The sequence below is a fragment of the Luteolibacter sp. AS25 genome (genome assembly GCF_046736275.1).
Classification (GTDB): domain Bacteria; phylum Verrucomicrobiota; class Verrucomicrobiia; order Verrucomicrobiales; family Akkermansiaceae; genus Luteolibacter.
Map to the genome: position 1 here is coordinate 3,113,930 of NZ_CP151837.1, position 19,711 is coordinate 3,133,640.

At 56.0% G+C, this 19,711-nt stretch carries 17 protein-coding genes; 10 read left to right on the forward strand and 7 right to left on the reverse strand.

Features of this window, described 5'->3' with window-relative positions; all coding sequences use genetic code 11:
* Nucleotides 1-19 precede the first annotated feature (19 nt).
* From AAGA79_RS14350 to AAGA79_RS14370, 5 genes are read left to right on the forward strand one after another with little or no spacing between them, the layout of a single operon-like run.
* Nucleotides 20-685 carry a sigma-70 family RNA polymerase sigma factor gene (locus tag AAGA79_RS14350; RefSeq protein ID WP_411826502.1) on the forward strand — a complete coding sequence of 222 codons (666 nt, stop codon included), beginning with the start codon at nucleotides 20-22 and terminating at the stop codon, nucleotides 683-685.
* 21 nt (nucleotides 686-706) lie between these two features.
* A complete protein-coding gene (locus AAGA79_RS14355; protein ID WP_411826503.1) occupies nucleotides 707-3,256 on the forward strand; it encodes an SUMF1/EgtB/PvdO family nonheme iron enzyme in 2,550 nt (849 codons plus the stop codon).
* A 15-nt stretch (nucleotides 3,257-3,271) separates the two neighbouring features.
* Nucleotides 3,272-3,739, forward strand: coding sequence for an OsmC family protein (locus tag AAGA79_RS14360; RefSeq protein ID WP_411826504.1), 468 nt, complete (start codon nucleotides 3,272-3,274; stop codon nucleotides 3,737-3,739).
* Between the two features lie 51 nt (nucleotides 3,740-3,790).
* Complete coding sequence (locus AAGA79_RS14365; RefSeq protein ID WP_411826505.1) at nucleotides 3,791-4,870, forward strand: peroxiredoxin family protein; 1,080 nt, start codon at nucleotides 3,791-3,793, stop codon at nucleotides 4,868-4,870.
* A gap of 16 nt (nucleotides 4,871-4,886) precedes the next feature.
* Nucleotides 4,887-5,885, forward strand: coding sequence for a DUF4105 domain-containing protein (locus AAGA79_RS14370; RefSeq protein WP_411826506.1), 999 nt, complete (start codon nucleotides 4,887-4,889; stop codon nucleotides 5,883-5,885).
* Nucleotides 5,886-5,968: 83 nt separating this feature from the next.
* Here the strand turns inward: AAGA79_RS14370 and ykgO are convergent, their stop codons facing one another.
* Entirely contained in the window at nucleotides 5,969-6,133 is a 165-nt protein-coding gene (gene ykgO, locus AAGA79_RS14375) for a type B 50S ribosomal protein L36 (RefSeq protein WP_411826507.1), read from the reverse strand.
* A gap of 117 nt (nucleotides 6,134-6,250) precedes the next feature.
* On the opposite strand from ykgO, the gene AAGA79_RS14380 reads away from it, so the two are divergent.
* Nucleotides 6,251-7,576, forward strand: a complete 1,326-nt coding sequence (locus tag AAGA79_RS14380; protein WP_411826508.1) for a DEAD/DEAH box helicase — start codon at nucleotides 6,251-6,253, stop codon at nucleotides 7,574-7,576.
* A 220-nt stretch (nucleotides 7,577-7,796) separates the two neighbouring features.
* Nucleotides 7,797-8,423: a thioredoxin family protein gene (locus AAGA79_RS14385; RefSeq protein ID WP_411826509.1), complete on the forward strand. Its 627-nt coding sequence runs from the start codon at nucleotides 7,797-7,799 to the stop codon at nucleotides 8,421-8,423.
* Nucleotides 8,424-8,429: 6 nt separating this feature from the next.
* Here AAGA79_RS14385 and AAGA79_RS14390 read toward each other — a convergent pair whose 3' ends face one another.
* From AAGA79_RS14390 to AAGA79_RS14400, 3 genes are all read right to left on the reverse strand, one after another.
* Nucleotides 8,430-11,069, reverse strand: coding sequence for a DEAD/DEAH box helicase (locus AAGA79_RS14390; RefSeq protein WP_411826510.1), 2,640 nt, complete (start codon nucleotides 11,067-11,069; stop codon nucleotides 8,430-8,432).
* 207 nt (nucleotides 11,070-11,276) lie between these two features.
* Complete coding sequence (locus AAGA79_RS14395; protein ID WP_411826511.1) at nucleotides 11,277-11,777, reverse strand: EF-hand domain-containing protein; 501 nt, start codon at nucleotides 11,775-11,777, stop codon at nucleotides 11,277-11,279.
* 25 nt (nucleotides 11,778-11,802) lie between these two features.
* Nucleotides 11,803-13,560, reverse strand: a complete 1,758-nt coding sequence (locus tag AAGA79_RS14400) for a peroxidase family protein (protein ID WP_411826512.1) — start codon at nucleotides 13,558-13,560, stop codon at nucleotides 11,803-11,805.
* Nucleotides 13,561-13,655: 95 nt separating this feature from the next.
* On the opposite strand from AAGA79_RS14400, the gene AAGA79_RS14405 reads away from it, so the two are divergent.
* Both AAGA79_RS14405 and AAGA79_RS14410 read left to right on the forward strand, forming a co-directional pair.
* Nucleotides 13,656-14,393 (forward strand): response regulator transcription factor, encoded by a 738-nt coding sequence (locus tag AAGA79_RS14405; RefSeq protein WP_411826513.1) that lies wholly within the window; start codon nucleotides 13,656-13,658, stop codon nucleotides 14,391-14,393.
* 23 nt (nucleotides 14,394-14,416) lie between these two features.
* The gene (locus AAGA79_RS14410; RefSeq protein ID WP_411826514.1) at nucleotides 14,417-15,847 is read left to right on the forward strand and encodes an ATP-binding protein; all 1,431 of its coding nucleotides are present in this window, start codon (nucleotides 14,417-14,419) and stop codon (nucleotides 15,845-15,847) included.
* Nucleotides 15,848-15,852: 5 nt separating this feature from the next.
* On the opposite strand, the gene AAGA79_RS14415 is transcribed toward AAGA79_RS14410, so the two are convergent.
* Complete coding sequence (locus AAGA79_RS14415; protein WP_411826515.1) at nucleotides 15,853-16,698, reverse strand: ThiF family adenylyltransferase; 846 nt, start codon at nucleotides 16,696-16,698, stop codon at nucleotides 15,853-15,855.
* 9 nt (nucleotides 16,699-16,707) lie between these two features.
* Here AAGA79_RS14415 and pdxA point away from each other — a divergent pair, with 9 nt between their 5' ends.
* Nucleotides 16,708-17,562: a 4-hydroxythreonine-4-phosphate dehydrogenase PdxA gene (pdxA, locus tag AAGA79_RS14420; RefSeq protein WP_411826516.1), complete on the forward strand. Its 855-nt coding sequence runs from the start codon at nucleotides 16,708-16,710 to the stop codon at nucleotides 17,560-17,562.
* A 13-nt stretch (nucleotides 17,563-17,575) separates the two neighbouring features.
* Here pdxA and AAGA79_RS14425 read toward each other — a convergent pair whose 3' ends face one another.
* Together AAGA79_RS14425 and AAGA79_RS14430 are read right to left on the reverse strand one after the other, a co-directional pair.
* Nucleotides 17,576-18,796: an MFS transporter gene (locus AAGA79_RS14425; RefSeq protein WP_411826517.1), complete on the reverse strand. Its 1,221-nt coding sequence runs from the start codon at nucleotides 18,794-18,796 to the stop codon at nucleotides 17,576-17,578.
* A 4-nt stretch (nucleotides 18,797-18,800) separates the two neighbouring features.
* Nucleotides 18,801-19,685 (reverse strand): mitochondrial fission ELM1 family protein, encoded by an 885-nt coding sequence (locus tag AAGA79_RS14430; protein WP_411826518.1) that lies wholly within the window; start codon nucleotides 19,683-19,685, stop codon nucleotides 18,801-18,803.
* Nucleotides 19,686-19,711 lie beyond the last annotated feature (26 nt).

Sequence of the window (19,711 nt, forward strand, 5' to 3'; positions counted from 1 at the left end):
GGGTGCTAAGTCTTGATCAATGTCAGACGACAACGAGGAAAAACCCGCCGAGAAAGATCGCGTCATAGAGAAAGCCTACGCGAAAACGAGAAAGAGCCTCATCGCCCGTCTCGACAACTGGGAAGACCAGAAAACCTGGGATGAATTTTACCAAACCTACTGGAAACTCATCTACTCAGTAGCCATCAAATCCGGCCTCCGCTCGGAGGAAGCCTTCGATTGTGTGCAGGAAACAATCCTCTCGATCGCAAAACAGAGTAAGAAAAACCTCTACGATCCCGAACAGGGATCCTTCAAGACCTGGCTCATGAACATGACGCGTTGGCGCATCAATGATCAGTTCCGGAAGCGCAAAAAGGACACAGCCATGGCTGGCGGGGATTGGGATGATGACAGAAAGACAGCCGTCATCGACCGTATCGAAGACCCCAATGGCGAAGTGCTGGACAGAATCTGGGATACCGAGTGGAAACAGGGCATCGCCGATGCAGCACTCTCCCGGGTAAAAGCCCAGGTTTCTCCGAAACAATATCAGATCTTCGATTACTACGTCGTCCGCGAATGGGATGCGGATAAGGTGAAGAAGAAACTCGGAGTCAGCATGGCCCAGGTATACCTCGCAAAACACCGCGTGGGAGCAGTCCTGAAAAAAGAACTCGAAAAGCTTGAGGACGAGACCGAGTAGTCCTCCATTCTCTGATATAAAATGCCCGCCCCTCCACGTAGCCACCCGAACATACCGGATCACGAAGTTCTCCGGAAGATTGGGCATGGCGCATATGGTGAAGTATGGATGGCACGGGGTGTCACCGGTGCCATGCGTGCCGTAAAGGTCGTTTGGCGTGAGGATTTCGATGACGAGCGCACCTTCGAGCGGGAATTCGAAGGCATCCTGAAATACGAGCCCATTTCACGCGACCATCCCGGCCTCGTAAACATCCTCCACGTCGGCCGCAGCCCGGACACCAAATCCTTCTATTACTATGTGATGGAGCTCGGAGACGACATCCACACCGGCCAGGAAATCAACCCGGTGGAATACGAAGCACGCACACTCCGCCCGGAAGGAAAAGCCGGAGTCCGTCTGGACACCTCACTCTGCATCGACGTAGGCGTCCGCTTAGCGGAGGCCTTGCACCATCTCCACGAGGGCGGCCTCGCCCACCGCGATGTGAAGCCATCAAATGTCATTTTCGTGAACGGAAAGGCAAAGCTCGCCGACATCGGCCTCGTAGCCGCCCGCGGCCAGCGTACGTTCGTAGGCACAGAGGGCTTCGTCCCCCCGGAAGGCCCCGGCTCCGCACAGGCCGATATCTACTCCTTGGGAAAAGTCCTCTACGAAATCGCCACAGGAAAAGACCGCCTCGACTTTCCCGAGCTACCGGATGAGCTGCCCACCGGCCTCGATTGCAAACGCTGGCTATCGCTCAATGAAGTCATCTGCGAGGTCTGCGAGCCCCGCGTCAGTAAACGAAAAATCTCAACCGCGGCAGAACTCGCCACCGCCCTGCGCTCTCTCCAGCGCGGGAAGCGCCGCCGCCGCCGCGGCATCTCCATCTGGGCCACTTCCGCCATCCTTTTCGGTTTCGCCGGCTGGGCCTCTTGGGAAAACGTCAAGGACAGCACCTGGAACCCATGGCGCACGGAGAATCCGGCACCAAAAGCCAGCCCCGCACAAGGCCTTGTCCGCCTCGCGACCATCCCAGAAGGGGCGGAAGTCTACGACGATGAAGGGCACCTCGTCGGGATCACCCCCACCTCCACCATCCGCGCGGATGTAGGCAGTGAAATTTCCTACCTCATTACCAAAAAAGGCTACCGCTCCATTCAAGTCATCGAGACTGTCACGGAGGGCTCCGTGCAGGAACCCATGCTAATTTTTCACGAGCTGAAAAATTTCTCTCCACCTGTCATCGGGGAAAAATGGAGCGATCACCTCGGCACAACCTACCTGCCGGACGGCGATGCCCACATCAGCTCCACCTATGTCGGGAGGCGCCTGTGGAGATCTTTCCTCAACCAATCCAAACGCAACCCTAGGTCGGCCGAATACATTTCCGTTTCTGAAAACGGGAGAAAATCGGAAGTCGTGCTCGCCCAGAGGCCGGACATCATCGCGTTCACCGATTGGATCCGAACCGGTGGCATTCGAAATGGCTTCCTCACGGAGGACAACCAGGTCTTCGGCCAGATCGACCAATCATTCAAAAGCCCCAATCTTTCCCCGAACGCGCAAAAACAGAACCTGAAACCCTTCCGCATCGGGATCAGGGAATACCGCTATGGAGGAGTCCAGCTCACCAGCGAGCCGCCGGGCGCAGACGTATTTATCGATGGCCGCTTCGTCGGATCCACCGGCGATACCTTGCTCATCCCGAAGGTGAAGCCCGGACGGATAGAACTCCTGCTCGTTCTTGAAGGCTACAAACCGCTCACACTGCTTGAGCAAGTCAAACCCGGACAAAACGTCCCGCTATCAGCCGTTCTGGAAAAAAGCGAAGGCGTGGTATTCGGGAAATCCTGGCAAAATGGAATTGGCCAGAAATTCGAGCCTTTCGAGGAAAATGTAATGGCCTCCGCCTGGGAGACCAGGGTCAAGGACTACGCAATTTTCCTTTCGGAAACCAAGCATCGCAAACCAACCACACCCACCTTCCAGCAAGGCCCGGATCATCCCGTGGTCTACGTTTCCCGGGAAGATGCCATCGCATTCTGCAAATGGCTTACCGAGCGGGAAAGGAAACAGGAAAGAATCTCCGGCACACATCAATACCGCCTCCCCACCGATAAGGAATGGAGTAAAATTGCCGGTCTCGATTTCGAAATCGGAGAAGCTCCCGGCCAGCGCGATGCGAACAAACCAAACATATATCTATGGGGCACGGTCTGGCCGCCTCCGGTAAATTTCGCCAACTATGCGGATACCACCGCAGCTTCACTTTCCGGCGTTTCCACGGACCGGATCATCTCTGACTACGATGATGGCTTCCCCCGCACATCACCGGTGGGTTCCTTCCAGCCAAATAAATACGGCATCTACGACCTTAGCGGAAATGTTCAGGAGTGGGTCTCGGATAATATTTCCAGGACTTCCATCGACCCACTCGGAGTTTTGCGCGGAGGCGGGTGGAATACCTATTTGAAGGAAAATATCCTCATCGGCTGGCGCAACCCTGTACCGGCAACTGCTGAAAGCGCCTATTACGGCTTCCGCATCGTTCTTTCCAAGATCGACCCCTATCCGGACGTAGAGTAATCATCCCTCGCTGGTTTGCAGATTGAACATCCCGAAAATTCATGGACCATAGCTGGAGCACCCACCACCATGGTCGAAATTTCCCTTAACTACCAAGACAAGCTCCGCTGCTCCGCCACACACCTTCCATCCGGCAGCACCATCTGGACAGACGCCCCAGTCGATAACAACGGCCTCGGCCAATCCTTTTCCCCGACGGATCTCGTAGCCACCGCACTCGGCTCCTGCATGGCCACCGTCATGGGAATCGTCGCGGAAAGGAAAGGCGTCTCCCTCGCCGGACTCAACGTAAACGTCAGAAAATACATGTCGGAAGACGCTCCACGGCGCATTTCCAAGCTTGAGATCGACATGAATATGCCAATCCCAGCCTCGCATCCGGAGGCAAAAATCCTCGAAGCCGCAGCACGTGGATGCCCGGTCCATCACTCGTTGAATCCTGAAATTCAAACAGTCTTCAACTGGAATTGGGCCTCCGCCTAAAAACCAGCGGCAAAACCCACTTAACCGGCCACCATCCTCACCACCAGTTCCATGCTGAAAATCATCCTGCTATCCATACTCCTGCTTCCTACCCTCAGCCTCGCATCCCAGCCGGAAGCCGAACGCATCAAGCGTAACTACGAGCTTTCCGCGGAGAAGTGGCTTCTGGAAATGAAGCTCGCCACCACAGCAGAGCAGCAGCAGGCATTGTCAGCAGGACGACCGGACCCAGTCAAAACCGCAGGTGACCTCTGGACTGCCATCACGCCATCACTCAAAGAGGAATGGACCCTCCCCTACGCTGCATTTTTCATAGAAATCACCAGTGGGCTCACCGTCCCCGACGCCAACGGCACCCCACAGCAGGCATTTTCAAAAGACCGCGATCGACTGATCTCCTTCATCAAACTCAATCACCTCAAGAGCTCCTCGATCACCCCATTCTGCATCGCCCTCTACAACAGCGGCAATCCTCAAGCCCTTCCTATCCTCGAAGATATCGCCGGGGAGCACCCGGACGAGAGCGTCCAGGGGATCGCAGCCCTCGGAGCCGCAGTTATCCTGAAAGGTCTCGGGGATGATTCCGAGCTCATGAAAAAACGCCTCGGCTACCTCCGCAAAGCTATCATTCAAAGCGCTGACAAAACCATCGCTGGCCGCAGCGTGGCCGACATCGCATCCGATCAGCTCTACATCATCCGCTACCTCACAAAAGGCCGCACCGCCCCTCCCTTCACCGGCACCGATGTCGCGGGCAGAACAGTCAAACTTTCCGATCAAGTTGGCAAAATCACCGTCCTCCTTTTCTGGGATGCAAAATCTCCTCAAACAGACAAAATTATCAATCTCACCAACCAGATGGTCACCAAATTCCGGGATAAACCGGTCAATATCATTGGAATTACCCCGGAGTCCCTCGATCGGATCCGCTCCCTCCAGGCAGATGGATCCATTCAATGGAACAACATCCATGACCCTGCCGGAAAACTCAGCGATGAATACCGCATCAGCTCCCGTCCATCGGTCTACGTTCTTGATGAGAAAGGCACTATTCAGTTTACCGGTCTCCCCGGCTCCTTTGCGGAACTGACAGTGGATGCCCTTCTCACAGGAGAGGACGAGACAGAATAATTGAAATACAGTAGCTGTGAATACCTTCGCCAAATATTTGCGCATCGCCCTTCAGGAGCTTCTCAAATTTCTCGTCGCAGCTTGGGTCTTTGGCCTCATTTGGTATAATGCCCCGCTGGATGGTATCTGGATTTGGAGCCAGTTCCTCGCCATCCTCTGGATCATTCTCTTCTACACTATCCCATTCATCCCCCGGTTGAGAAAATTCCGCCTGCTCATTCCTGCGGTATTTGCGCTGCCTTTTCTTATCGTTTACCTCTCGCTCCGTCCCTCCAACGATAGGAAATGGGAACTTTCCTGCCAGAAAACCCCCTCTGTGGAGATCTCAGGAAACACAATCACTGTCCGAAACTTCCGGAACTTCGATTATACAAAAGGCGGGAAACCAATCCCGGAATGGGAGGATCGCGAGTTCGACCTCTCGAAGCTGGTGTCCATGGACATTTTCCTCACCCACTGGGGCTCAGAGCTGATCGCACATCCCATCTTCAGCTTCGATTTCGGCGAGGACGGCCATCTCGCATTCTCGATTGAGGCCCGCCGCGAAGAAATAGAAAGCTATTCTGTCCTCGGCGGCCTCTATCGCCGCTACGAGTTACTCTACATCCCATGTTCGGAAACCGATGCTGTCCGTGTACGGTCCAACATCCGGAAAAATGAAACCGTTTACATTTACCGAACGGTAGCCACTCCCCTCCAGGCCCGCGCACGCCTCCTCGAATTCCTTGAAACCACCAACCGCCTCCGGGAACAGCCGAAATTCTACAACGTCCTTTTCTCCAACTGCACCACAGCAGTGCGCTCCCAGATAAAGGGTGGCTTCGCCTTCGACTGGCGTATCATCCTTAACGGCCGAATGGACAAAATGCTCTACGACCGCGGAATGTTCGAAACCGGAGGGCTCTCCTTCAAGGATCTGAAAGAACACAATTTCGTGAATCCCGCAGCGAGGAAACATCCTCAGATCGAAGGATACTCAGATCATATACGCAAGGATCGCGCCGGATTCCCTTGAAGCAGGGAAATCACCCCACAAAAAAAGACGGCCCGAGTGGGCCGTCAAAAAAACAATAGATTAGTTAAGCAGAACCTGCGGGATTACTTAACGCCTTTCTTGGAGAGGCGTGTTCCTTTGGTTGCACCCTGGCGTGCTTTGAACTTCGGATTGGTCTTGCAGATCACGTAGTTGGTGCCCTTGCGGCTGACGATCTGGCAGTCGGAATGGCGGCGCTTGGCGGAGGCAAGTGAAGAAAGAACTCTCATGACAAAAATGGTTGGAATAGAACGCTACCGTGCTGGTGGCGGGGCGCGAAAGCTATTGTACCGATACTATTTGTAAAGGAATTTTTGGTAACCTTTTCAGAGTTTTAAAAAACGCACATGAATAACCGTGCCAGTCGCCTTGCACATGCTTACTTTTCCGCCATGTCGTTTGAAACTTTTGGATTGGGAAAACAGATCGAGAATGCGATCAGCAAAGCCGGATACAGTGAGCCAACACCCATCCAGCTGGCCGCCATTCCCAAGGTGATGGCAAAAAACGACCTCATCGGAATCGCCCAAACCGGCACCGGCAAAACCGCCGCTTTCGTCCTGCCCATCCTTCACCACCTTTTTAAGGAAGAAGGGAAAAAATCCAGAGAGCCACGCTCGCTTATTATCGCCCCCACCCGGGAACTCGCTCTCCAGATCTCAGAAAATATCACCACCTACGGCCAAAATCTCCCCGTCCGCGTTGCCACCATCTACGGAGGTGTCGATGAAGAAGCTCAGATCAAAGCCGCCCGCAAAGGCGTCGATATCATCGTAGCCACTCCAGGCCGCCTTATGGATCTCAGCTCCCGGGATAAAATCGATTTCTCCTTCCTTGAAATCCTCGTCCTCGATGAAGCGGACCGCATGCTTCACATGGGATTCCTCCCGGATATCGAAGCCATCGTGGAAATTCTCCCGAGAAGGCGCCAGACCCTGATGTTCTCCGCAACCTTCCCGCACGAGGTGGAGTCTCTGGCAAGAAAGTTTCTCTACAATCCTAAACGCGTTCAGATCGGCGCAAAAAGCGACCCGGCCCTCACCGTCAACCAATCGGTATATGAGGTAGCACCCCACCTGAAAAACGCGCTTTTGGTAGCGCTCCTGGGATCACCCAAAATGAAGCGGGTCCTCGTTTTTGTAAGGATGAAGGACGGAGTGAACCGCCTCACGGAATTCCTCAAGAACTCCAAAATCAGCGCGTCAAAACTCCACTCCAGCCGCTCCCAGGAGCAGCGTGAAAAGGCCCTCCAGAATTTCAAGGACGGCAATATCCGAGTCCTGGTAGCCACCGACATCGTAGCCCGGGGAATCGATGTCGAAGGCGTCACTCATGTGGTAAACTTCGATTTTCCGGTGAATCCAGAAGACTATATCCACCGCATTGGCCGCACAGGTCGTGCGGAGGCGGAAGGCGAAGCCCTCAGTTTCGTCCCCAAAGGCGATCAAAACCTCCTTGGGATCCTCGAGATGTCCATCGGCCGCCGTATTCCCAAAAAACGCCTGCGCGGTTTCGATTATCACGCAAAATCGAACCCCGCCAACACACCATCCGGCCCGGCGAAAAAGGACTGGAGAAAGCGCACCCGTGAAACGGACGTGAACAAGGCAGCCAAGAAGGCACCTAGGAAATTCGCCAAAAAGCGCGCACCGAAACGGGAAAACCGGAAATAGGAGCCCCGGGCGAAAGCAAGAAAGGGCTCTCGGCCGAGGCTCGGGTTCCTGTTGTGTTGTTTCGGTCGTTTTGTGAATCAATACCCGGCTTCTTAAGCTTGGTATTAGTCACGGCTGACCATACGCATACCTTCTCCCGCGACTTTCATCATTCCGGAATACCAATCAATTCCACACTAACTATCTCGACAGCTTAACTTAAGTCAGATAGTTCAGGTTCGTGAAACGCCTCCTTTTCTCACTCCTGTTACTTCTCCCGTCCTGCGACCACATCGACGCCGTGGGCGATGGAGTGAACGAACTCAAGGATCTAAGAAAGGAAAGTACTGAAGGAATCGACGGGATGAATCTTGATCAGATCCTCGATGGTGTGAAAGGCGGCCCCACCGTGCAAAACCTCACAGAAGGACATTTCCAAGAATTTGTCGGCGAGCCTGGGAAACTGAACATCGTGGACTTTCATGCGGAATGGTGCCCACCGTGTAAACGGCTGGGCCCGGTCTTATCACAAGTTGTTGAGGCCAATTCAACAGTCGCCCGCCTTGGAAAGATCAATGTAGATCAGGCCAAATCCCTATCAGGGCAAATAGGAGTGCGGAATATACCTGATGTCCGATTCTATATAGATGGTAAAATGGTCCACCGCTTCGTGGGCGGTCAAAACCGGCGAGCAATCGAGAATATGATAGCTACATACAGCCGATCCCTACCCAATGGTGCAGGTGGGGAAAATCAAAAAGGCGCGGTTCCTGGCCCGAAGGCAGCCTCCTCTGCCAAGCCCATCAGTCAAGCCATGGAGCCAATGAAGGAAAACTGGCTCCCTCCCGGTATGACCCCGAGAAAGTAATACAAGCTACCCCAACAACTCTCTCATCATTGTGGAATTCAGCTTTCTCACGATGTCTGAATCCGCCAGCAAACCATTCGCAAGCTTGGCCTTCTCCAGCTGTAGTCGATGGATACGTTCCTCCACCGTTTCCTGACATAGTAACTTGTGCACGAACACCGGCTTATCCTGGCCGATCCTGTATGCCCGATCCGTCGCCTGCGCCTCCGCCGCCGGATTCCACCACGGATCATAATGAATCACTGTATCCGCGGCAGTGAGGTTCAGTCCGGTTCCACCAGCTTTCAGCGAAATCAGGAACACCGGAAACTTTCCGGACTGGAACTGCTCGACCATTTTCCCACGATCCTTCGATCCACCCGTAAGCTTCAGATAAGGCACCCCCACACTCACCAAATGTTCCTCGATCAGGGAAAGCATCGTCGTGAACTGTGAGAAAATCAGAATCCGCCTTCCCTCCTCCACCAGGGTTTCGAGCAACCCCTTGAGAAACTTCAGCTTCGCCGAGCTCTTCACCCCATCCGCGAAATCCGGAGGCAACAATCTCGGATCACAACAAATCTGACGCAGCTTCAGAAGCGCATCCAGAAACACAATCTGCGATTGCTCAATCCCACGCGCCGCGATCGCTTCCCGCACCCGCTTGTCCATCGTCGCTCGCACCGTTTCATACAGATCCTTTTGATCCGAGTGCAGCTCAATGAGATGCACCATCTCAGTTTTCGGTGGCAGTTCCTTCGCCACTTGGTCCTTCGTCCTCCTCAGCACCAGCGGCGCGATCCGTTTCTTCAGGAGTTCATTCACTTCAGCGTTTCCTTCCTCCTCGATCGGCTTTCTGAATTTCGCCTGAAAATCATCCTCCTTGCCCAGATACCCGGGAATCAGGAAGTTCATCAAACTCCATAGCTCTCCCAGATGATTTTCAATCGGTGTCCCGGAAAGACACAATCGGTGCCGGGCAACCACCCTGCCCGCAGCCTGCGTCACTTTGGCCTTGGAGTTCTTGATATACTGCGCCTCATCCAGGACCAGCAGGTGATATTTATAACCGAGCAACTTCTCGATATCCCGCTGCAGCAATGCAAACGAAGTAATCACCAAATCGGCGTATGGAATTGATCGGAAATACTTCCGCCGCTCCGGCCCATTGAGCACCAGCACCTTCAATCCCGGCGCAAATTTTTTCGCCTCCGCAAGCCAGTTCGGCACCACGGAAGTAGGCGCAATCACCAGCGAGGGCCGCCCATCGCTCCTGCCGCTGCTCTTCTCCGCCATCAAATGTGCCAAAGTCTGCAGCGTTTTCCCCAAACCCATATCATCCGCAAGAATCCCGTGCAGCCCATGCCGCGCAAGAAATTGCATCCACTGGAAACCTGCCTTCTGGTAGTCCCGAAGCGTCGCCTGAATCTCAACCGGTGTCTCCACCTCATCCACTTTCTCGAAATTTTCCAACCGCCTCTTCAGCTTCGCCAGACCCTTCGGCTCCTCCAGACCCAGCCCCTCCAAGCCCCCCAAAGCTGCCGCGTCCAGTGCATGAATCTGCACTTTACCGAAGAACTTCGGATCCACCAGCGCCGTCAAATGATGCAGAATCCTCCGCACCCGCCCGATCGGCAGCTTCACCGCATCCCCGTTCGGCAGCGGCGCATAGACATACCCCGAATTCGGCCGGTCCAGCGTCTCCTCCAGAAAATCCTGTTTCAGCAGCCCCGCCAGAATCGGCATCAGATCATACCTTTCCCCATCCACATCGAACCCCACGGATAGACTGAACCAACCCCCATCGGAGAAATCCCCCTCGTAGGCATCATCACCCTGTGAAAGCCGCGTCTCCCACTTCGCCGGATCCGCATCGTGCACCTGGTGGCCCACCTCCGCTCCCACGGAAATTTTCCATCCCAGCCCTTCCAGCTCCCCGATCCCCTCACCGCGGAACTGAAACCAGAAAGTATCCACCGGTATTCTGCCCGGGTCCGGGAACCACTTGTCATTCCCGTCGTCCACCTTCACCGAGCGGGACTTCATGCTCACCATGAATCTCCACGCCGGATTTGACATCATCGAGGAAAGCCCGATCTCGCGCAGCTGCCGGATCGCAGCCATCTCTGCCGGAGTCTTTCCACCCTGCCCCGCCGCACCCAGTGGATTCCGGTGCTGCCCATAGCTCACAAAAGCCTCGGCATAGATCCACTCCACCGGCTTCTTCTCCCCCAGCGATTGCAGCAAAAGCTTCGTCGCCCGATCCACCGGCCCCTTCGTAACCACCAGCTCGAATTTCGCCTCCGGCGCAGCACCCCGCGGCGTCTCCAGCTTGGACTCACCCAACGCCACCCCAACCGCCTCCGCAGCACTCCTGCCGAAGAGCCGCGCCAGTTTCCGCTCCTTCGCCAGCTTCCCCATCACTGCAAAACCATGCTCACAAAAGGCACCCGCCACACACGAGCAGCTCGCCTCAAAGACAATTCCTCCACCCTCTTCCCAGAAAAAAACCTCCACCTCCTCATCCATCACCGCAGCTCCTCCCTCTATCTCATCCTCACCTTCCAGCCGTAGCCCCTTCACCCTCGGCACCAATTTGGTCCCCAGCCCCCGCAGTTCCTCGTCAAACCTCTCCACCCAAGCGCCCTGCGCCAAAAATTTTTCCAATTTCTCAACCATCTCCACTCCCGCAGAAGGTGATAAAACCTCATCCGCTTTGCAAGCCGCCTCACAGACCACAGCAGAACGGTTTTGGAAAAAACCATCGGCTGGACACAGAGAAGGGCACCCCCCGCCTCCTGGGGATGCCCTTCCGTTTGCCAGAACCGGACAACAACAATGGGTTGTCCGGCAGGATTCCCTAGGGGAAATTATTTAGCGCCGCGGTCCACCCGGAGGCGGTCCACCCGGCCCTCGCGGGCCTTGCCGCTCAACACCTCCCTGATCGGGATCAATCCCGGAATTATTAGGTGTAGCCAGTAGCGAGGTTGCCTCTGTTTCATCGATTTTTCCGTTACCGTCCGCGTCCAGTGTCGCCAGCGATGTGGAAGCGGCCTCCAGCTCGTCGCTGGAGAGATCACCGCTGCCATCCAGATCTATCGCATCCATCAAATCAGAAGCAGGTGGTTGCGGCGTCTGACTTCCGCCCTGTTGCTCAGGCTTCAGTTCCTCCATACTGATCGCCTTATCTCTGTCCTTATCCAATTTCAGCAGGCTCTTTGCCGCATTTCTGATTTCGGATCTGGAAAGCTCGTGATCGTGATTTTTATCCAGACTCACCGCCACAATTTGTGCCGGCTGCCCATCTTGGGCAAATGCTGGAGCAGCCAGGCCTATGGTCAGGGCGCTTATCGCATATTTGATTTTCATATTCATTATTTGGTTTTTTTTGGGGGAAATTCTATCGAGGGCGTCTTCTTCCGCTACTCCGGGAGTCTTCATCCGGTGCCATCAGAAACACATTCTCGCTCAATTCATCACCTATATCGGTATTTCTGCGGATGATCTTTGAAAGCGTCTGCTCCCTCACCAGATCCAGAAGTTCAGGCGGCAGCTTGTTCTCATACCAGAAAGCATCTCCATCACGCAGAACCCGGAACTGCCTGCTGATGATCTGGTGAAATACCGGGCCGACCATCCCTCCGCGCACATGCGGCTCGCTCAATCCACCCACCCACAGATCGATGTCATCCACAGAATCATAAGCGGCCCTCAGAGCCTTCTGAACCTCACGATCAGGATTCACATCCCTGAAGCGTTTGGCCGGGCGCATTCCCAGAGCCTCGCGGACCGCATTGTAGGAAGGCAGACCATGGTCACGCCCACGTTGTAAATTCAGCGCTACCAGATCCAATCCACCCGAACCTGCCGGCCCGAAAAGGAAATTCCGCAATGCATCCACGACTTTACCGTCCAGCTCCTGGCAACGTTGCGCGGCCAGACCACGCAGAAGATTATCAATTCCATCCTCGGCAACAATCGATGGATCGAAAAACGCATCCGCCAGCTCCAGATTCCCTGATTCCGCGGTTTCGCCATCCGCATCCACCCGCAGGATTGTATTCGGCATCAAGCTGTGCCCGAAACGGAACGCACCCGTGGCGAACTCATTGAAAATAGTAGGATCTCTCTCCTCCCTGAATCCCCGATACGGCGGCAGAGCATCCTGACCCAGTAGAATTGGAAGGAACTCACGGTAGGTGATCTGTTGCATCTCAGCTCCTACGATCATTCTGGCAAATTCATAAACCTCATCATCGGAAGCACCCTCATTTTCCGCCAGGAACCGGGCCGCCCAATGATTGTGCTCCCTTACGAACAAGGTATGCATCGCAGTCAAGGCAGCTTGCTCGTTCACCCTGATATCACCGGCGAGAAACCATGAACTATCCGTGGAAGGCGCATTTTCCTCCCCATATTCATTGTAAGGCAGTAAATCGCCGAAGTCGGATGCGGTCACTTTCATCTCTCCGCTGCCATCCTGTTTCCGCAGATTCAGCGCACGCACCTCATCTGATCCGTAGACCTGTGAGGCATCAATGAATGCGGTGATCTCATTGATCTGCTGCCGCACACCATCCTCGTCATATTCGTAGAAAGAACGGTCCAGCGGAATCGTCTCCTCTCCTGTGCTATATGGATCGAAATATTCATCGCCTGTCGGCACCTCAATATCGAACGCCTCCGCCGGATCCACAGTGGGGGTTTCAGTGATGTCATGATCAAGAAACTGCCCCCACTGCCATAGAAAATCCGTGGCACCCCGTCTGTTCGGCATATCATCCTCCTGCGCCGCTACCTCATTGCTGATCAGCCTCGCGGACTCACGATCACCCCCGGCAGGTTCCTCTATATCATCCGCATAGTCCTCCTCGAACATCCTTGCGAATGGCTGGTCCACCATTCCCAGCGCAGGATCCTCCGTATGATTCCCGTAACCATCGATCGACCTCGCAACAGGCGCGCCGGACTCTTCGTTCAGCTCCTCACGCAGTTTTCTCCGGGCTTCACGCTCCTCCTCGCCTTCCAGGCTATCGCGGCTCCGCTCCTGCTTTCCCGGTTGAGGCCGCCGGATATCGGGCTCATCCCCGTCGTCACTCTGCCCCACCAGCGGCAGGGAAAGTGAGAGGAAAAATATAATTTTGAATGGGTTTTTCATACCCCTCAGTAAATATTATCACTGTGTTGAAATGATGTTGAATCAGCCCTTTTTTGTTAAGAGTTTGTAAAATTCATCGCTCCCCCGTCCACAAAATGAAGGATCACAGCGTGAGGAATCCCGAAACCACCCAAGGCCGCCCACTTCTCGTCATAGATGACGATAAAAAACTCTGTGCCCTCATCCACGAATACCTAGCCCCCCACGGCTGGCAGGTGGACATCAGGCACAATGGCACCGATGGTCTGGCCACCGCACTCACCTCTACTTATGAAGCCATCATTCTCGATGTAATGATGCCCGGAATGGATGGCTTCGAAGTCCTCAAGGAACTCCGGAAAACCTCCAATACCCCCGTCCTCATGCTCACAGCCATGGGCGATGAGGCAGACCGCATCGTCGGCCTCGAACTCGGCGCGGACGATTACCTCCCGAAAACATTTTCCAGCCGCGAGCTCCTCGCACGCCTTCGCGCCGTCACCCGCCGCAGCTCCACCGCCGTGTTTTCCCAGGATTCCTCTGGCGATCTCGTAGCCGGCCCCCTCCGCATCAATGAGGAAAGCCACTCCGCCTCCCTCAACGAGCAACCGCTTGATCTCACCCTCCTCGAATTCGCCATCCTGGTTTCACTCATGAAATCAAATGGCCGCGTAAAATCCCGCGAAGATCTCCTCGAAGACGTATCCGAACGCCGTTTCGACATCTTTGATCGCTCCATCGATGTCCACATCTCCCAGCTCCGCAAAAAGCTCAACGACGATCCGAAACAACCCACCTTCATCACCACCATCCGTGGCATCGGCTACCGCTTCGAAGAAGGAGGCCACTCGTGAGGCGGAAACACAGATTCCCACTCATGGCGAAAGTATCCCTGATGCTTCTCGCACACCTTTCCGTCCTAGCGGTCATCTTCTACCTTTTTGTAAACTGGCAGCTGAAGCTTGGCCTCAACTCACTCCTCAGTGGAGCCACCGGCGATAGACTGGAAGCCCTCGGCGACCTGATTTCGAACGATCTCCGCACTACCTCCCGTGCCGAATGGGATCAGATTATCGAAGACCGCATCTCCCCCTATGGACTCACAGCCGTCTTCCGCAGAAATATAGAACTAGGCCCCCGGGAACTTGAAAACAACGTCCCGAAAACTATCGTCGATCTTCTCGTGGAAACGCGTCCTCCCAAGCGTGACGCCCCGCCGGAAGGACCGCGGACGCCACGCCCCCACAGCCAGTTCCAGCCCCCGCAACATCCGGAAAGGACCACATCCGTCTCCCTCTTTCTCGCCCGCTCCCCGGAAGAGCACAACTACTGGGCAGCTATAGAAATTCCGCTCACCCGCAACCCACAGGCACGCCCGGAACACGGCATCCTCTTCCTGAAATCCGAATCCGCTTCCGCAAACGGACTGTTCTTCGATTACAAACCATGGCTCCTGGGCGGCCTCGCCGTGTTACTCCTCAGCCTCATTCTCTGGGCACCCTTCGTCCTCGGCATTACCCAATACGCACGTCGCATTTCCAAAGCCACCTCCCGCATAGCCTCCGGAAATTTCGATACGAAAATTGGCACAAACCGCAGCGATGAACTCGGCGATGCCGGCCAATCTATCGAAGAGATGTCCGCGAAAATCGGCGAACTCGTCTCCGGCCAGAAACGCTTCCTCGGCGATGTTGCCCATGAACTCTGCGCCCCTCTCGCCCGCATCCGCACCGGCCTCGGCATCCTCGAAGGCAGCCTCCCGGAAACTGAAAAAAAACGAATCATCTCCATCGACGAGGACGCGGAGGAACTATCAACCCTCGTTTCAGAACTCCTCGCCTTCACGAAAGCAAACTCGTCCACCACCACGATCGAATCCATCGACCTCGGCGAAATCCTCTCCCTCCTCATCCCCCGCGAGCTCCCGGATCACAAAGTCTCCACCGAAATCCCCCCGCAGACCAACGTTCTGGCGGACAAACGTCTACTCATCCGCGCCATCCTCAATATCCTGCGCAACTGCCACCGCCACGCCGGCCCCGCCTGCGAAGTCCGTATCCGCGCGAAAACAGCCGGAAAAGAAACCACCCTCACCATCGAGGACAACGGCCCCGGAGTCCCGGAAAATGAACTACCGAAACTTTTCCAGCCCTTCTACCGCCCGGACAAATCACGCACCCGCGCCACCGGCGGCACCGGCCTCGGCATGGCAATTGTCGAATCCTCCATCCGCGCCTCCGGCGGCACCACTTTGGCAAAAAAAAGCGACCTCGGCGGCCTGGCCATCGTGATCACCTTCCAGTCATAGGAAAGTCAGCTCCGCAGATCCTGCTCCAGCAGATCCAGCATCGCCCCAGCCGCCGCCAGGCCAAAGGCCCCCGTCATATGAGCGGCGGTTCCATATCCACTCGCGCAATTCAGTCGCACATCCGCACCTTCCGGCCGCTCGCAGGAGACCTCTCCGTCAGCCCCGGGATAAATAGGAGGTTCATCCGAAAAAACCGCAGCAATCCCCATCTCATCCGGCTTCTGCCCCATTTCTACCTTCGGAAAACCATGCTCCTTCCGCAGCTTCTTCCGCAGTCCGTGCAATAGCGCATCCTTACCGGAAAAAGCCAGATCCCGCACGATTATCCGCGTCGCATCCCGCTTACCACCAGCCCCGCCGCAGGTCACCACCGGGATTCCCCTCCGCCGGCACTCAGCCAGCAGCAAAGCCTTGTGCTGCATCGAATCGATCGCATCCACTACCCCGTCGATCTCCCCGCCCAGCACCTCTTCCACAGATCTTTCCGTGAAAAACCCTTCGATCACCTCCAGCTCACAACCCGGATTGATCAACCTCACCCTCTCCGCCATCGCCGCCGTCTTCTGCCGCCCGATCTGCCCGTCCATTGCATGCAGCTGCCGGTTCACATTCGTCACACAAATCTCATCCAGATCCACCATCCGTATCTTACCCACACCCGATCTCGCCAGCGCCTCCACCGTCCACGAACCCACCCCACCAATTCCCACCACCACCACACGAGCCGCCACCAGGCGCGCCAAAACCCGCTCACCATAAAGCCGCGCCACTCCGCCAAACCGATCTTTCGTATCCTCGCTCAACATACCGCAGCCAGCTTCCAACTTGCCGCCGCCCCTTTCAACGTCCATCTCTTCCCCGTGCCAGAAATTCTCATCACACTCGGAGACCCCGCCGGAATCGGCCCGGAAGTAATAGACGCAGCCCTCGCCTCACCCGATCTTCCGGAAGGATTCACTTTCACCATCCTCGGAGACCGCACCTCCGGCTCCCCCGGCCAACCCACCAAAGCCTCCGCCCAATCCGCTTACGACGCCCTCCGCGAATCCACACGCCGCCTCCGCGAAACGGACGCCGCCGCCGTAGTAACCGGCCCCGTCTCCAAAGAAGGCCTCCAATCCCTTGGCTTCCAATACCCCGGCCAAACAGAATTCTTCACCGAGGAGCTCTCCGCAGGTGAAACAGGAATGCTCCTGACCGGCCCCAACCTCAGCGTGGGCCTCGCCACCATCCATATCCCGCTCGCCGAGGTCCCGATGCAGCTCACTCAGGAAAGCATCGTCACCATTGGCCGCCTCACCGCAGAATTTCTCAGAAAAAAGGGTATCGAATCGCCCGAAATCGCCGTCTGCGGCCTCAATCCACACGCCGGTGAAAACGGAGCCTTCGGCACGGAAGAAACCACCACCATCTCCCCCGCCATCGAGCAACTCAACTCCCTCGGCCTCGCCAACTTCACCGGCCCCCACGTCCCCGACGCCATTTTCCGCGATGCCGCCCAAGGCAAATACCAGGCCGTCATCGCCATGTATCACGATCAAGGCCTCATCCCCCTGAAACTCCTGGATTTCGATGAAGCCGTAAACGTCACCCTAGGCCTCCCGAAGCCCCGCACCTCCCCCGACCACGGCACAGCCTTCGGCATCGCTGGAAAAGGAATCGCCTCCCATGCCTCCATGCTAGCCGCCATCAAACTCGCCTGTCAGCTCGCCTGAGAAAGGACCACCCTCATTTCCCCGGCGTCATCACGCCCCGATACATTACCGCAAACGCCCCCCAGCACACTGCGATCATACCCGCCAGCACCCACCAGAAATTCTCCCACCCGTTTCCCGCATCATCCACGCAGAAGTCTCTCAGCCATCCGCAGAAAAACGCACCAATCAGCGGGCCCAGGCCAGCCATCATCAGCCCCAGCAAGCCCTGCGCCTGACTCCGCAACGCCGGATCCACCCGCCGGTCCAGATACACCTGCGCCGTCACGAAATACATCGTGTAACACACCCCGTGCAGCGCAACCCCCGCCACATGCCAGCCCTTCACATCCGTGAAACCCGCATACCCGCTCATCGCAAACCTCACCGCGGAAAGCCCGAGTCCATACATCAGCATCGTTTTCAGCCGATACCTCACCATCAATGCACTTAGCGAGAGCATCGCCGCCACCTCGCTCCACTGAGCCACCGTCATCGAAGCCGTCGGAGTCTTATCACCCAGCGCTTTGAAAAACTCCGCGGAATACATGTAGAAAGCTACCAACGGGATCGAAAACAGCCCCGTCACCCCGAACAAAACCGCGTGATCCCGCTTTTTCAGCAGCGAGAAAACCCCCAGGCCGAAGGCACTCCTCCATGATTTCCCCAATCCCAGCGGTGGCGTATTCGGCAGACCCAGTGCCACCAGCCCCGCCAAAGTCCGCACCACCGCCGAGGCAAGACCCGCCACCGGACTGGAATCCGCGTGCAAAACATAGCTGGCCACGAAACCTGCCGCAATCCACCCGAATGTAGCCCCCACCCTCACCAATGGATAATTTTTCTCCCCATTGGAAAGATGCTTTAGGCTGATCGTCGCCAGCAGCCCCCAGGTCGGCCCGGAAGCCAGCGCGTAAAACGCCAGACCCACCATAAACCAGACAGGACCCAGGCCCATCTTCAACGCCCCGAATGCCAGACAAAGCATCGCCGCAGACACAAAAGAACACCACGCGAACAACTTCTGCGCAGGCACCCGCTCATCGGCCATCGCCCCACCGATCACAGGTGAAATCAACGCACACGCAGGCCCGATCGCGAACACCCACGGCGTCCAGTCCGCATAACCCTCCGCCTTCAGAATATTCGTCAGCGCCGGCACCCAGAACCCCGGTCCCATCCCCTGAAAAAAGAAAACGAGCCACAGCCCGCCGAAAATTTTCCCCGATTGCGCGCCGTTCTTCTCCACGCGCACAGCCCTAGCCCTCTTTCCCCGCGGAATCGAGAACAAGCTCCGCACATCGGTCCGCCTCCGCCAGCAACGGCGGGCGTCCATCACCGCTGCCGATTAGGTATCCCTCCGCTTCCAGCGTTTTCAGCCCCCGCAGCACACGTGAACCAGGCTTCAGCCGCGGCATTTCCAGCACGCCCACCTTCGCGCCACCCGAAAGCGCCTCGTAAATCATCGAGACAGAATCCTCCGTCACCCACACCTCCTCGACCGTGGAAAGTTTTCTGGCCAGCCAGCCATCCTCCGTGTCGGCATGCGGAAAAGCCTTCAGCCCCTTGATCTCCCCCAGCAGACTGGGCAAAAACGTTTCGGGCGTCCTCCGGGAATCCGCCACCTCCCAGCCATCTCCGTCCACTATCCTGAAAATTTCCCAGATAAGCTTTTTCTCGTCATAACCATGCACCCCGGAAGGGCCACCGATCAGCAGCAGCTTACCAGCCCGCTCTCCACCACCCGCCACCACACGATTCAGCGCCCCCTTGCTCAAAATCACATTTCCACCCTTCGGCGGAACCGGGAAATCATGCTCCGGCGCAATGCAGAAATCGTAGAATGCCAGCGGCAAGCCCGGCTTCATCAGGCAAATGCTGCGCGCACCGTATTTCTTGGAAATCTGTAGCAGCGGCAGATTCGTCGCAGACCCTGCGGCAATCACATAATCAGGTTTTGAGAATTCCTCACTCTTCGCAGAGAGCTCCCTGATCCTCCCCAAAAACCGCCGCTCGAAATTCATTTTCAGCACATGAATTTCCGCCTTAACCAGTCTCGCCATTGCCTCGGCAAGACCAAGTGATTGGCTCTCGTGACCCGCCTTCCCGTCACTAATGATCAGTATCTGGATTTTTTTACTCAAGATCGTGGATTTCCTAACAATTGTAT